Origin of the sequence: Microbacterium salsuginis, from assembly GCF_012524205.1 — a bacterium.
Lineage (GTDB): Bacteria > Actinomycetota > Actinomycetes > Actinomycetales > Microbacteriaceae > Microbacterium > Microbacterium salsuginis.
The window spans coordinates 693,043-706,556 of the sequence record NZ_JABACI010000004.1 but is presented as its reverse complement, the minus strand read 5'-3'; the positions used below and the strand labels follow the sequence as shown (position 1 = coordinate 706,556).

13 protein-coding genes are annotated in these 13,514 nt (G+C 68.5%); 4 read left to right on the top strand and 9 right to left on the bottom strand.

The annotated features are described in order from the left end of the window. Positions 1 to 73: 73 nt before the first annotated feature. From HF576_RS15050 to HF576_RS15035, 4 genes are read left to right on the top strand one after another with little or no spacing between them, the layout of a single operon-like run. A complete protein-coding gene (locus HF576_RS15050) occupies positions 74 to 1,912 on the top strand; it encodes a bifunctional sugar phosphate isomerase/epimerase/4-hydroxyphenylpyruvate dioxygenase family protein (RefSeq protein WP_168913597.1) in 1,839 nt (612 codons plus the stop codon). Beyond that, a complete protein-coding gene (locus tag HF576_RS15045) occupies positions 1,909 to 2,211 on the top strand; it encodes a Dabb family protein (protein WP_168913596.1) in 303 nt (100 codons plus the stop codon). The genes HF576_RS15050 and HF576_RS15045 overlap by 4 nt, the downstream gene beginning before the upstream one ends. Continuing rightward, the gene (locus HF576_RS15040; RefSeq protein WP_168913595.1) at positions 2,208 to 3,134 is read left to right on the top strand and encodes a shikimate dehydrogenase; all 927 of its coding nucleotides are present in this window, start codon (positions 2,208 to 2,210) and stop codon (positions 3,132 to 3,134) included. The genes HF576_RS15045 and HF576_RS15040 overlap by 4 nt, the downstream gene beginning before the upstream one ends. Further along, positions 3,131 to 3,802, top strand: coding sequence for a TetR family transcriptional regulator (locus HF576_RS15035; RefSeq protein ID WP_168913594.1), 672 nt, complete (start codon positions 3,131 to 3,133; stop codon positions 3,800 to 3,802). The genes HF576_RS15040 and HF576_RS15035 overlap by 4 nt, the downstream gene beginning before the upstream one ends. Positions 3,803 to 3,811: 9 nt before the next feature. On the opposite strand, the gene HF576_RS15030 is transcribed toward HF576_RS15035, so the two are convergent. From HF576_RS15030 to HF576_RS14990, 9 genes are all read right to left on the bottom strand, one after another. Continuing rightward, positions 3,812 to 4,468 (bottom strand): IclR family transcriptional regulator, encoded by a 657-nt coding sequence (locus HF576_RS15030; RefSeq protein WP_168913593.1) that lies wholly within the window; start codon positions 4,466 to 4,468, stop codon positions 3,812 to 3,814. Between the two features lie 4 nt (positions 4,469 to 4,472). Next, positions 4,473 to 5,213 carry an IclR family transcriptional regulator gene (locus HF576_RS15025; RefSeq protein WP_168913592.1) on the bottom strand — a complete coding sequence of 247 codons (741 nt, stop codon included), beginning with the start codon at positions 5,211 to 5,213 and terminating at the stop codon, positions 4,473 to 4,475. 150 nt (positions 5,214 to 5,363) lie between these two features. Then, complete coding sequence (locus HF576_RS15020) at positions 5,364 to 6,344, bottom strand: ThuA domain-containing protein (protein ID WP_168913591.1); 981 nt, start codon at positions 6,342 to 6,344, stop codon at positions 5,364 to 5,366. A 174-nt stretch (positions 6,345 to 6,518) separates the two neighbouring features. Beyond that, a complete protein-coding gene (locus tag HF576_RS15015; RefSeq protein WP_205835257.1) occupies positions 6,519 to 7,520 on the bottom strand; it encodes an MBL fold metallo-hydrolase in 1,002 nt (333 codons plus the stop codon). Between the two features lie 244 nt (positions 7,521 to 7,764). Beyond that, on the bottom strand, positions 7,765 to 9,018 hold the full coding sequence (locus HF576_RS15010) for an FAD-dependent oxidoreductase (RefSeq protein ID WP_168913589.1): 1,254 nt from the start codon (positions 9,016 to 9,018) through the stop codon (positions 7,765 to 7,767). Between the two features lie 38 nt (positions 9,019 to 9,056). Then, positions 9,057 to 10,046, bottom strand: coding sequence for a C-terminal binding protein (locus tag HF576_RS15005; RefSeq protein WP_168913588.1), 990 nt, complete (start codon positions 10,044 to 10,046; stop codon positions 9,057 to 9,059). Between the two features lies 1 nt (position 10,047). Then, positions 10,048 to 11,331 carry a phosphopyruvate hydratase gene (eno, locus tag HF576_RS15000; protein WP_168913587.1) on the bottom strand — a complete coding sequence of 428 codons (1,284 nt, stop codon included), beginning with the start codon at positions 11,329 to 11,331 and terminating at the stop codon, positions 10,048 to 10,050. Then, positions 11,324 to 12,283, bottom strand: coding sequence for a phosphotransferase family protein (locus HF576_RS14995; RefSeq protein ID WP_168913586.1), 960 nt, complete (start codon positions 12,281 to 12,283; stop codon positions 11,324 to 11,326). Before HF576_RS14995 ends, eno begins: the two co-directional genes overlap by 8 nt. A gap of 76 nt (positions 12,284 to 12,359) precedes the next feature. Beyond that, the gene (locus tag HF576_RS14990) at positions 12,360 to 13,493 is read right to left on the bottom strand and encodes an FAD-dependent monooxygenase (protein WP_168913585.1); all 1,134 of its coding nucleotides are present in this window, start codon (positions 13,491 to 13,493) and stop codon (positions 12,360 to 12,362) included. Between the last annotated feature and the right edge of the window lie 21 nt (positions 13,494 to 13,514).

The window sequence follows — 13,514 nt, the reverse complement described above, 5'->3', positions numbered from 1 at the left end:
GAACGTACTAGTTAGTACGTTCTGGTGCAATGGATGTTTCGGGCGGAGACCGGCCTGATCCGTCGGAGGTGTGATGCGGACGTCGATCGCCACGGTATGCCTGAGCGGCACGCTGGACGAGAAGCTCGTCGCAGCCCGGGACGCCGGGTTCGACGGCGTCGAGATCTTCGAGCCGGATCTGGTCGCGTCCTCCGACTCTCCCGAGCAGATCCGGACTCGCGCCGAGGAGCTGGGCCTGTCACTCGACCTCTACCAGCCCTTCAGGGATTTCGAGGGCGTCGGTCCCGACCTGCTCGAGCAGAACCTGCGGCGGGCCGCTTCGAAGTTCGCGCTGATGAACCGCCTCGGCATCGAGACCATGCTGCTGTGCAGCAACGTCGCGACCGCCCGCAGCGGCGACGAGCAGCTCGCGGCCGCACAGCTGCGCGAGCTCGGCGACCTCGCCGAGCGCTTCGGAGTCCGCGTGGCGTATGAGGCGCTGGCCTGGGGCCGCTTCGTGGACGGTTACGAGCAAGCGGCGCGCATCGTCCGTCTCGCCGACCACGCGAACATCGGGCTGTGCCTCGACAGCTTCCACATCCTGTCGAAAGGCCACAACCCCGAGGCGATCGAGACCATCCCCGCCGAGAAGATCTTCTTCGTGCAGGTCGCCGACGCCCCGCTGCTGTCGATGGACGTCCTCTCGTGGAGCCGTCATCACCGGCTCTTCCCCGGCGAGGGCGGATTCGGACTCGGCGCGTTCATGGCCCACCTCGTGCGCACCGGGTACGACGGACCGGTGTCGCTGGAGATCTTCAACGACACCTTCCGCCAGGCAGAGCCCGGCGCAACGGCGATCGAGGCACGCCGATCCCTGCGCTGGCTCGAGCACGAGGCGTCGACATTCCTGGGCGCCTCGGGCGGTCGTGCGGCACGCATGTCGGTCACTGAACTGCCTGGCGTGCGGCCGGCATCCGAGGTCGCCTATGTCGAGCTGCGCACTGAGGCCCTCGAGGACATGCGGGAACTCCTCGGACAGCTCGGGTTCCAGTCGCAGGGGCGTCATCGGACCAAGAGCGTGGAGCTGTGGTCGCAGGGCGGGGCGCGGATCGTGCTCGGGCGCCCGCGCACGGACGCCCCGCAGCCGACGGTCGCCGGGATCGGGCTCTCGGTGCCCGACCCTGGCACCGCTCTCCGCCGCGCGATCGAGCTGTTCGCGAACGAGGTCCCTCGGGAGCAGGACGCCGGCGACGAGCCGTTGGTGGGGGTGCGCGCCCCCGACGGCTCGGAGGTCTTCTTCGGCGCTGCGACCCGGACGCAGCCGCCGTGGGTGCACGAGTTCGGCGACCCGGTAGCCGGCGGGACGCCCCTCATCGAGCGGGTCGACCACCTCAATCTGGCGCAGCCCTGGCAGCACTTCGATGCCGGCGTGCTCTTCTTGCACTCGGTGCTCGATCTGCAGACGCAGCCGTCGACTGACGTCGCCGCCCCCGTCGGGCTCGTCCGCAGCCAGGTTCTGCGCAGCGCCGACGGGATCGTGCGCATCGCCTTGAACCTCGTGCCCTCCGGAGAGCGTGGCGAGGCCATCCTGCCGCAGCACATCGCGTTCGCCGCATCCGATGTGCTCTCCCTCGCCCGATCCGCGCGAGAACGCGGGTTCCGTCCGCTCGACATCCCGGCCAACTACTTCGACGACCTGCAGGCGCGACACGCGATGGACCCACTGCTGCTGGACGAGCTGAGGGAGCTCAACGTGATGTACGACCGAGACGAGTCCGGCGAGTTCCTGCACTTCTACACGCCGCCGATCGGCACGGTGTTCCTCGAGGTCCTCGAGCGGCGCGGCGGATACGAGGGGTATGGGGCGCTCAACGCCCCGGTCCGGCTCGCTGCGCAATACCATCAGCGCCGCCACGCGGAGTCATCCGCGTGATCCGCCATGTCGCAGTGTTCCGGTTCGCGCCGTCGTTCACCGACGCGCAGCGCGACGCCTGGATGGCGATGCTGCGGTCCCTGCCCGAGCAGATCCCGGAGCTTCGCCGCATGAGCGTCGGAGTCGACGTGCTCGGCGGACCGTCGTCAAACGAGCTGGCCATCGTCGCCGACTTCGACGACCTCGAGGGTCTCGACGCGTATACCCGGCACCCGGCCCACGCCGAGGTGCTGGCGATCTCGACCCCCGTCAAAGTCTCGCTGGCGACCGTCGATTTCGAGGTGCCGGACCCGTCATGACGACACACCCCTCTCCACATGCGGCACCACCGCCCGCTCACTACGTCGTCGGTCTCATCGGCGAGGGGATCGGGGCATCCCTGTCTCCTCCGCTGCACGAGGCCGAAGCGGCCGCGCTCGGCCTCTCGTACGAGTACCGCATCCTCGACCTCATCGAGCTTGGCCTACCGGCACCGGACGTCGCGCGCCTGCTCGCGAAGGCGCAGCACGACGGCTTCGCCGCCATGAACATCACCCACCCCTGCAAGCAGCTGGTCGTCGAGATCGTGGACGAGCTGGATCCGGATGCCGCGCGCCTGGGCGCGGTGAACCTCGTGGTGTTCGACAACGGGCGCCTGGTCGGCCACAACACCGACTGGATCGGCTACCGTGACAGCCTTGTCGCCGGTCTGCCCGGCGCGTCATTCGACCGTGTCGTGCAGGTGGGCTGCGGCGGGGCCGGCGCGGCGACGGCCTATGCGCTGCTCGCACACGGTGCGGGACGACTCGCGCTGTTCGACGTCGAGCAGGGCCGAGCAGAAGAGCTCGCCGCGCGGATGCGGTCGCTGTTTCCCTCGCATCCTGTCGAGACGGTGCCTGCGGGTGGATTGACCGATGCGATTCCCCGCGCGTCCGGCGTCGTGCACGCCACCCCGCTCGGCATGCTGCATCACCCGGGCGTCGCGTTCGACGTCGCGCTGCTGCAACCCGGCGCGTGGGTCTCGGATGTGGTCTACCGCCCGCTCGAGACCGAGCTCGTCCGCGCTGCGGCGCGGCGCGGTCACCCCGTGCTGGACGGGGGCCGGATGGCCGTCGGTCAGGCTTACGCTAGTCTCCACATCATCACGGGCAGAATGCCCGATCGCGACCGCATGGAGGCGCACTTCCGAGCCCTCGTGGCGGACACCATGATGTCGGACGGCGCGAAGGGGAGCTCTCGATGACGGATCAGCTGCGCGAGGTCCGCGCCGCCGCGACTCCGCGGGCCGAGCGCACGCGTGAGGACATCCTCGACGTCGCCACCGCGGAGTTCGCCGCCAACGGCTACGCCGGTGCGCGCGTCGACGAGATCGCTGCCCGCACCCGCACGACCAAGCGGATGATCTACTACTACTTCGGTTCGAAGCAGGGTCTCTACCTCACCGTGCTGGAACGCGTGTACGCGCAGATCCGCCGGGTGGAGCGCGGGGTGCAGGTCGACGAGCTCTCGCCGGATGAGGCGCTGCGCCGGCTCGCCGAGGCGACGTACGACCACCACACGACGCATGAGGCCTTCATTCAGCTGGTGAGCATCGAGAACATCCACCGCGCCGAGCACCTGCGCCAGTCCGAGACGATCCTCCGAGAGAACGCCACTGCGATCACCCTGCTCGAGCAGGTCATCGCGCGAGGCGTCGAGCAGGGGATCTTCCGCGACGACGTCGATGCGCTCGACGTGCACATGATCATCAGCGCCTACGCCTGCTTCCACGTCGCCAACCGCCACACCTTCGCGGCGATCTTCAAACGCGATCTGCTCGACGGCGCGCTGCAGGATTCGCATCGGAGGCTCATCGGAGACATGGTCGTGGCCACGATGACCGACACGACGGCGAGACGCCCCGCCATGTGACGCGTCCGGTCAGGCCTTGTCTGCGCCGGGTGCAAGCCGGCCCTGGATGGCGAGCGCAGCGGCCTGCAGTGCAGCGCCGGCCTGTACGACATCGAAGGCAACGGTCAGGCCGCACGCTGCTACGGCCGCCACCACATTCCCAGCGGACGCGAATACCGCAGCCGCCACAGTGGAGATCCCTCGGTCCTCGACGTCAACCTCCACTTCGGCCGCCGGCGAACGGGCGAGCACTGCGCGCCCGAGCGCGGCGGTTGTCGGTGACACCCGCCCGCCGACGCACGCGGAGTCGCGCAGGGGATCGCGTCCGCGCAGGACCGCGACGTACGTCAACTCGCGCCCCTCGAGGATCGCGAGGTGGAGGGTCGCTCCGGTCGCATGGCGCAGCTCAGCAAGCACCGGCAGTGCGGCCGCGCGCAGTCGGTGCGGACCATCCGCGAGCCGGCCGAGCTCGAATAGCCGCAGGCCTAGGCGAACGAGCCTCCCGTCGCGCTCGAGGTAGCGCTGTCGGACGAGATCGGCCACCAGCCGCGAGACCGTGGACTTGGGCAGTCCCGATCGCAGCGCGAGCTCTGAGACGCCGAGGCCGCTGTCGTCATCGTCAAACGCCTCGAAGATCGCTGTGACGCGGTCGAGGACGCCGACCGTCTCGTCCACGGAACCCGACATGCGCTCAGGCGACCTTCGACGCCAGCCGGCGGGTCAGCGCGAGCGCGGCATGGCGGACGAGCGGCACCATCCGGTTCGGGTCCATGTCGGTGACGGGGCCGGCGACCGAGATCGCGGCCACCGGGCGCCGCTCCGGCGACAGGACCGGACTGGCCACCCCGACCACGCCGGGGAACGTCTCGCAGCGGTCGATCGCGACCGAACTGGCCCGCACGACGTCGAGTTCGCGTTCGAAGGTCCGGCGCGCCCGCAGGTCGAACCCGGTCGTGACACCCCGCAGCACCGATTCGTCGTCCGTGAACGCGAGCACCGCCTTGCCGAGCGCGGTGGTGGCGGACGGCACCCGCACACCGGCGCGCGACGGCGCGGGACGCAGGCGCCCGCGTACCGAGATGACCGAGAGCATGTCGTGACCCTCCTGCACCGCGACGTTGAGGTGCTCGCCGGTGGCATGGAAGAGCTCGGCCAGCACGGGCAGCGCGGCCACGCTCAGCCGCCGCGGAGTGCTGGCCCGCGCTCCGAGCTGGAAGAGTCGCAGACCGATCGTCACACCGTCCTCGCTACGGCTGAGGTAGCGCTGGCGGACGAGGTCGCCCACCAACCGTGACACGGTGGACTTCGGGATGCCGGTGGCACGGGCGAGCTGCGAGATCGTGGTGGTGCCGTGGCACTCGCGGACCGCCTCGAGGACGGCGATGATCCGGTCGAGCACCGACACCGGCTCGTCCCACTGAGCGGTGCGCATGTGTGCAGTATGGGCGGCCGGAGTCGGCGAGGCAAGATTCCGCCGCGGCATCCGTCCGATGGTCCCATTCAGTGGAACGAGCCCCGTAGCCCCGCACATGGCATGGGCTCGAGGTCGGCGATCCGACCCCGAGCCCGTGCATCGATGACGTCAGGCCGCGCAGAACGGCTTGATCCCCATGGCGCTCTCCAGCCCTTCCATGACGTGCTGCTTGAACAGGTCGTCGTTGACCATGGCGGCGTCGGTCCACGCCGCCGGGTCGTGTCCGAGAGTCGTCAGCCAGGCCTTGCCGCCGTCGTAGTAGTGGCACCAGCTGATCGCGTGCTCGTCGCCGTGACCCGGGTGTCCGGAGTCCCGGCCGTTGAGACTCGTGGCTTCGTCGACTTCGAGCAGGACGTTGACATAGCTGGGGTACGGCTCGAGGTTGTACCACTCGTCCTTGAACGCCCACTCGGACGGCATGAACGACGTCGACACATCGTCGCCGTCGATCGTCTCGACCGTGCCATCGCGGTGCGGGGCGTGGTCGTAGAAGTTCGCACCGCCGAGCAGCCCTTCGTACCAGGGCCAGTGATACTCGGCACCGAAGGCGTTGTGGATGCCCACGAACCCGCCGCCACGTCGCACGTACTGCAGCAGGCTGGTCTGTGCGGTGTCATCGAGCGTGTCGCGGTTCGAGCTGAGGAAGACCACGGCCTGATAGTTGTTCAGGCGGCTGAAGCTCGCGAGATCCTCGGTGTAGTCCACCGCGATTCCACGCTCCTCGGCCCACGCCTTGAGCGCGGCCTGCGCAACGTTGTCGGCGTTCAGCGGCGGGTTCAGTCCCGGGCCGAGCGGGGTACCGAGATGGGCGTGGCGGGGCCCCGGTGTGCGGCTCCAGATCAGGATGCGTTTCTCCTCACCCTCCTCCCAGCCGCCGCCCCAGTCGTGGTAGCAGACGGGATCCGTTCCGCGACAGACGCCATAGTCCTTCACGCCGTCCTGATAGATCTGGTTCGCGGTGGCCGGCTGGCCGCCGAGTCCGTTGCCGTTGCCCTTGTCGCTGCTCACGGCGGAACCCGCGAGCACCAGCCCTCCGCCGAGTGCTGCCGCGGCGACGAGTGCGACTCCGGAGCGAATGAGCGATCTCACGTGATCTCCTTCGATCGGTCGTGCTTCTTTGCTCGGGACTGTAGGCGCGACACGATTGCCCGGCAACGCGCGTTCCACCCAGTAAGCCGAGCCCCGCGGGGCATTCAGGGGACCGGGAGCTCTATCGTCTCGAACGGTTCTGGTGCCCGGGGCATGCGATCGTCGTCAGCCACGTCACGCACGGACCGGGATCGCTACCAACTCCCGCGCGACGATGACCTTGCCGCTGTAGCCGCGCCGAGCCTGCATCCATCTGCCGTCGGGGTTGTCGGAGGGCGCAAGGTGGGTGAGGACAAGATTCTTGGCTCCTGAGGGCTCGCCCACGTCTCTCCCCACCTGCTCGATCGTCGTGTGAGACACAAGAAGGTGCTGACGAAGTCCCTCCCGGATCGGCTCGGGCACACTCGCCGCGACCTCGTCGATCCATGCCGCGTCGATCACCTCGTGCACGAGATAGTCGGCGTTATGGGCGAGTGCTATGAGGTTCGCGCTGACAGTCGTGTCGCCGGAGACCACGATCGATCCATCCGGCGTATCGAACCGGTAGGCGAATGCGGGTGCAGTGGGCCGGTGATCCACGAGCGTCGCTGTGATCTTCACGTCGCCGTCCTCCCAGATGGGGAACGGATCTATGCGCGGCGGAATGCCTTCAGGGTCGACAGCCCACATCGACGAGATGTCGATGTCGTGCATCTCGAACAGCGACGACGGCGGCGGGGCGTTGTTGTCTCGAATTCTGTCGTTCAGATCCTGCGCGAACGCCTTGGTCAAATAGCCTGTCATCGCGGTGATTCCCGGAGCCGGATCCTCTGGAGAGATGACGGCGGGCTCGGGACGCCCCGCGGGATAGACCCGCGGGAGGGTACCTCGGCTCCCCGGGCCGTACACGCGGATCGCCGGTCCCGTTCGACCGTTGATGTTGGACGGTGAGGTCGCGAACATGGCGGGCCATTCCGCCGTGTGATCCGAATGGAGGTGTGTGAAGAAGACGCCCGAGACGTTCGCCAGAGAACTCGGGAGTGTCGCCGACGCAGCAAGCCCGCTCGACGCCAGCTGTTGCAGCGAACCAAGACCGAGATCCACGATGTACACGCGTTCGCCGACGACGATCGCCGTCGACGTGCCGTTGCGGCCGCTTCCTTGATAGATCGGGCCGCCGGCCGTTCCGAGGGGCACGATCTGCGTTCGGCTACTACGCCCTCGAGTACCCGGCGTCGAGGCTGCAGCGGGTTCGGGCCGAGCAGCGAGGAACGTCGCGCCCACGGCGGCCGTCACCCCGAGTCCGGCGAGAAAGCCTCGGCGAGTGGCGCCGGACGCCGTAGCGGGAATGTCAATGCACATATGGATTCCTCTCTGAATCTGCGTGCGCGCACGCGGTGTATCCGGATGCTGGTCCTCAGCCGTGCCGGAAAGTCGTGTCTCAGATGCCGCGCCCAGCGCGCTGCGCGGTGACCGGCGCTGGCGTGCGGAGGTCGGGACCCATGATCTCGAGCTGAGCACTGATTTCGGCCGGGTTGGAGTCGCCGACCATCTTCTGCAGGAACTTGGTGTGGTCGAAGATCGCATCTCGGAGCGGTCGCATCGGCGCGGGGACGTGGTGGAAGTTGCGTCCTAGCATGTACGCGAGTTTCACCTGACCCGCCGTGTGCTCGACACGAAGCTTCTCGTAGCGCGCGAGCGCCTTGCGCAGCGCGGGGGCATCGCCGAGGTCGACACCGTTCAGCGTCTGACCGAGGAAGTAGCCGTCGACGATCGACATGCCCGCGCCATAGGCGGCGTAGGGGCTTGTGGCGTGCACGGCGTCACCGGCGAAGGTGACGCGGCCCTTGCTCCAGACCTTCGGCACGTCCCCACGGTCCCGGATCGGCCAGCGGAAGATGTGCTCCTCGGGCGTGTTCGCGACCAGCTGCGCCATCTCACGTGGGAACTCTCTCGCGAGCGAAAGCGCGTGCGCCTTGAGATCGGCGGGAGCGGGCCTCTGCCCGTCCCACGCCTGGAGCACCCACCACTCCGAGCCGTCCCGTCCTTTGCTGCGGATGCCCGTGTGGCTGGCCTGGATGGTGCGGGAGTGACGCAGAATCGCCTCGCGAGGATTCACGCCGGCCGGCAGGTCGAAGGTGAAGCCGCCGATGACGTGGAGGTTGTGCTCGCGGATGGGAGGCAGGCCCCAGACGCTCTCGCGGACGAACGAGTTGATCCCGTCGGCGCCGACGACGAGAGGAGTGGTGATGCTCGACCCGTCCTTGAAGCGGACCACGACGCGACGGCCCTCGTCTTCGATGCCGACGACCTCCTTGTTCCCGACAAGAATGTCGTCCGGGAGCGCGTCGACCATACGTTCGTAGAGGTCTGGACGAGTCAGGCCGATGAAGCCGCCGTTCCCGTACTTGTCGACCACCGACGGCGGAAAGAGCACGCGGGCGCGCACCTTGTCGCGGGCGTTACGGAACTCGGTCTCGCAGAACGCGCCGATGTCGTCGACGTCGACTCCGATCTGCTCGAGCGCCTGCACCGCCGGCGGCCAGAGGTTCACGATGTTGCCGGCGGCACGCGGCCTCGCGTAACGCTCGTAGAGCTTGACGGGGATGCCGACGGCGTGCATTGCGAGAGCTGTCGCGATGCCTGCGGGACCTGCGCCGATGACGGCAACGGGTTCGGACGGGATGGTGTTCATGTGTGGCCTGCTCTCTTCGTCGAGTGCGGTGTGGTGGGTTACTGCGGGTTGGAGCGGGAGATGCCTGAGGTGAGCACCTCGGGATTGACGATGGACGACGGGCGACGCCCGGCGAGGACGGCGAGCGCGTTGGACGTCGCTTTCGTGGCCAGTTCGACCAGAGAACCGTCGGAGGCGAACGCGACATGTGGCGTGACGATGGCCGCCGGACTCGAGCGGAGCCAATGATCGGCGGGGAGCGGCTCGGGGTCGGTGACGTCGAGGGCGACACGCAGCCGTCCGCTCTCGAGCTCCGGCCGCAGCGCTTCGGTGTCGACGAGACCGCCACGACCGACGTTGATGAGCAATGCGCCGTCCTTCATCTGCGCCAGCTGCCCGGCACCGATGAGGTGGCGCGTCTGGGCGTTGAGCGGCACGTGGAGCGACACCACGTCCGCGACGCGCAGCAGGTCGTCGCGATCCAGGACGCGCGCGACCGTCGGGGGCACCGCAGCGGGTTCGGCTGCGAGCGCACGCGACGATACGACCACCTCGAATCCGAACGCCGCGGCGCGCTCGGCCACTGCCCGCCCCGTGGCACCGAAGCCGATGACGCCGAACACGAGACCGCGCAGCCGTCGAGGCGGGGATTGCGTCTGCGGCATCCACCCTCCCCCGCGCGTCGCGTCGACGGCGGGCACGAGGTTGCGCAGCGTCGCGAGCGTGAGGGCGAGGGTGTGGTCGGCGACCTCCTCCGTGCAGAACTCGGGAACGTTGCTGACCAGGATGCCGAGGTCCGTTGCGCGAGCGACGTCGATGTTGTCGACGCCGACGCCGTAGCGAGCGACGGTGAGACAGCGTTCCGCGGCGTCGAGCACCTCCCCCGGCACCCGCCGGAAGCACGTGAGGATCGCATCCGCCTGCGGCGCGAGGGCGAGAAGGTGCTCGTCGGATTCGGCCAGCAGGATCTCGTGCCTGGCCGCGTGCGCCAGGCCGGTCTCGATCGCCGGGCTCGGCCAGGCGATGTCGGTGATCACGATCGTCGCCATGTCACGAGCCTCGCCCGAACATCGGCCGTGCCAGGGCGATGTCGTCGCCGAGTTCGCGTTCGATCTCGAGCACGCGGTTCCATTTCGCCGTGCGCTCTGAGCGCATGGTCGACCCGATCTTGAGCTGGCCGGTGTTCCACCCGACGGCGAGGTCGGCCAGCCAGTGGTCCTCGGTCTCGCCCGAACGCGCCGAGAGCACCGTGGCGTACCCGGCGGCGTGGGCGATCCCCACCGCCTCCCGCGCCTCGCTCAGGGTGCCGATCTGGTTGGGCTTGACGAGCACGGCGTTGGCGACGTCCTCGGCGATGCCGCGGCGCAGTCGGTCGGGAGAGGTCACGAAGAGATCGTCGCCGAGCAGCTGGATGCCGCCGAGGTGCTCCGTCGCCGTGCGCCAGCCGTCCCAGTCGTCCTCCGCCAGTGCATCCTCGATGGAGACGACGGGAAAGTCCGCCGACCATGCAGCGAGCTCTTCGACGAGCTCCGCGGACCGCATCCGTCGATCCTCGGTCTGCCAGTGGTAGGTCCCATCGGAGGCGGAGTGGAACTGCGTCGCGGCGACATCGATCGCGATCGCGATGTCGTCGCCGGGGATCAGATGCGCGCGATCGAAGGCGGCCGACAGCACCTCGAGCGCCTCGCGGTTCGACGACAGCTGCGGCCCGTAGCCGCCCTCGTCGGCGACGAGGGCCCAGGTCGCGCCGCGATCGCGCAGCACATCGCCGGTCGCGGCACGCACCCGGGCGACTGTCTCGATGGCCTCGGCGAACGTCGCGGCTCCGACGGGGACCACAAGGAAGTCCTGCACGTCCAGCGCCCGGGCGGCGTGCGCGCCGCCCGAGATGATGTTGATCATCGGCATCGGGAGGGTCATAAGGCCGTCACCGACGGCGGCGTAGAGCGGAAGACGTCGAACGGCCGCGGCCGCCTGAGCGGCGGCGACGGAGATCGCGAGGATCGCGTTGGCGCCGAGCCGACCGCCGTCCGCAGTGCCGTCGGCTTCTCGCAGAGCGCGGTCGACGACATCCTGATCCGTCACATCGATCCCACGTACCGCGTCGAGCAGCTCACCCTCCGCGTTCGCCACCGCGCGCCGTACGCCGTAGCCGCCGTAGCGCTCGCCGCCGTCCCGCAACTCGCGCGCTTCATGAGAGCCCGTCGAGGCGCCGGACGGCACGATCGCACGGCCGCGGGCGCCTCCTCGCGTCACGACGGTGCACCCCACCGTGGGGCGGCCGCGCGAGTCTAGGGCCTCGAAAGCCGTGATCGTCTCGATCGGGTCAGACATGGATCATCCTCCAGAGTTCGGAAACGTCCTCGGCACCGTCAGCAAGCGCATTGACCGCGACGCGGCGACCGACTTCCCGCTGTGAAGAGGAGAGATACTCGACAGGCGACTTCCCGTCGATGCGCGCGAGGAGAAGTGCCGCCGTGTGCCCTGCCAGATACGACGACGGCATGGGATCGGAAGGGCCTCTGTCGGTGTAGGTATCGAGGAATGCGCGCGCTGTCTCCTCGAGCTCTCGAGCCGATTCCGGCAGCGCGATCGCCTTGCAGAGCAGGTGGTGCAGCAGGAAGGCGACGTCGAAGACCGGATCGCCGTAGTGGGCGACCTCCCAGTCGATGACCCATGAGCCGCTGTCGCCAGTGAGAACGTTCTTGGGCGAGTAGTCGCCGTGTACAACGACGGATCGGTTCTGTGACATCCTGCGGACGAGTCGATCGATCTGGTCCGCGACCGCAGGATTGCGGGCTGCCGACGCTCCGTAGAAGGGATCGACGCGCAGTTGCCGGAACGCTTCAGCGTCGCCGAATCGTTCTGCCACGGTGGGGTCGGCCGCCGACGCTCTCTGCCAGACCGCCAGCGCCGCACCGAGCTCTGCACCGACTCCGGGATCCACCTCGCCACGCAGAAGCAAGACCTTCCAGTTCTGCCAGCCGTCCGGGGCACACGTCTCCACGATCACATTGCGCTCGCGATCGACGGCGAGGATGGTTGGCACATGCTCCGGCGATGCGCGCCCGGCCCAGGTGATCGCCGCTGCTTCCGTGAACGATCGTTCGGGAGAGGCATCCCACCGCTGCGCGACCCGAAGCGTGGCGAGAGCGCGCTTGACGACGAACCGCTGGGTTCCCACCTCCGCCAGGAATACGTCGTTCGAGACGCCCCCGGCCAGGGCAAGCCACCGCACAGCCTCCGTGGCGGGCGCGAGGCCCGCCACGGAAAGCGCCTCAGCCATGACGCGCCGGGGATCCTCCGCCGACGCATCGGAGACGGCGGCGCTCATGCTGCTGTCCAGCCCGATCGACCCATCGTTATGCCGGTACGGCCATCTGCTGCGCGATCGAGGAGATCAGACCGCCGACGTCCGCATGCTGGTCACCGTCGATCTGCCATTGTCCGAGCTGCACGGATGCCGCGACCACCGCGGCTGCGCGTGGAAGGCGCCGAGCGTGGAACTTGTCCCAGAGCTCCTGATCCACCTGGTCGCGCGCCACGAGCAGTTCCGTCAGAACCAGCGCGTCTTCGAGAGCCTGAGCTGCGCCCTGCGCGATGGTCGGGGGGCAGCTGTGCGCGGCGTCGCCGATGATCACGACGCGGCCGCGGTTCCACGCATCCGGCACGAGATGGGATGTGAACCATGTGTAGTTCACCCGCGGCGAGGCGAGGAGGTCCGCCCGGATGGATTCCCACGGCCCTTCGTACGCCAGCGACGTCTCGTACATGAGGCGCGCATGCTCTTCGTCGGAAAGTGCGGAGCGATCCTGCGCCGCTTCGACGAGGAACGCGTACATCGAGTCTTCGCTGGTCGGCGTGTAGCCGGCAATGTAGACCGGGCCGCCGTAAAACATCTCGGACGCGGTCACCTCCGGGGGCCGTGACACGAACGCCCGCCAGGCCCCCATTCCGGTCCGCTGCGGCTTCACGTCGATGCCGATGAGGTCCCGCGTCGCGGAGTGCAGGCCATCCCCTCCGATCAGCAGGTCGTAAGCTCCGACGGGCTCGCCGTTGACAGTCGGAATGACCGTGTCACCGTCCTGGGCGACACCGGTGAGCTCCGCGTCGAAGCGGAATGCGGCGCCGCTGCGTACCGCCTCGTCGTAGAGGATCCGCGTGAGGTCGGGCCGGTACATGCCCAGGCCCGCCGGGTAGTCGGGGCCGCCCGTCTTCACCTCCGGCAGCGACATCACGACCGCCGCGCCGGGGCCGGGCGCTCGGATGACAAGACCATCGCCGGGGTAGCCCGACTCGAGCACCTGCTCCCATACTCCGAGCTGGTCCAGCGCACGCAGGGCGTTGCCCTGAAGCGAGATGCCGGACCCCAGTGCCGTGAGCTCGGGCTTCTTCTCGAAGACATCGACCTCGACTCCCGCTTTGGCGAGCTGGATCGCCGCCGCCAGTGCCGCGACCCCGCTTCCGGCGATCGCCACCTTAGTAACCGCAGCCATTGCGGTCTCCCTTCTGAAATC

Bases quoted from the DNA above. Each gene is read 5' to 3' on its own strand.
- HF576_RS15050 (WP_168913597.1), top strand. From the start codon at position 74: ATGCGGACGTCGATCGCCACGGTATGCCTGAGCGGCACGCTGGACGAG.
- HF576_RS15040 (WP_168913595.1), top strand. From the start codon at position 2,208: ATGACGACACACCCCTCTCCACATGCGGCACCACCGCCCGCTCACTAC.
- HF576_RS15035 (WP_168913594.1), top strand. From the start codon at position 3,131: ATGACGGATCAGCTGCGCGAGGTCCGCGCCGCCGCGACTCCGCGGGCC.
- HF576_RS15030 (WP_168913593.1), bottom strand. From the start codon at position 4,468: ATGTCGGGTTCCGTGGACGAGACGGTCGGCGTCCTCGACCGCGTCACA.
- HF576_RS15025 (WP_168913592.1), bottom strand. From the start codon at position 5,213: ATGCGCACCGCTCAGTGGGACGAGCCGGTGTCGGTGCTCGACCGGATC.
- HF576_RS15010 (WP_168913589.1), bottom strand. From the start codon at position 9,018: ATGAACACCATCCCGTCCGAACCCGTTGCCGTCATCGGCGCAGGTCCC.
- HF576_RS15005 (WP_168913588.1), bottom strand. From the start codon at position 10,046: ATGGCGACGATCGTGATCACCGACATCGCCTGGCCGAGCCCGGCGATC.
- eno (WP_168913587.1), bottom strand. From the start codon at position 11,331: ATGTCTGACCCGATCGAGACGATCACGGCTTTCGAGGCCCTAGACTCG.
- HF576_RS14995 (WP_168913586.1), bottom strand. From the start codon at position 12,283: ATGGCTGAGGCGCTTTCCGTGGCGGGCCTCGCGCCCGCCACGGAGGCT.
- HF576_RS14990 (WP_168913585.1), bottom strand. From the start codon at position 13,493: ATGGCTGCGGTTACTAAGGTGGCGATCGCCGGAAGCGGGGTCGCGGCA.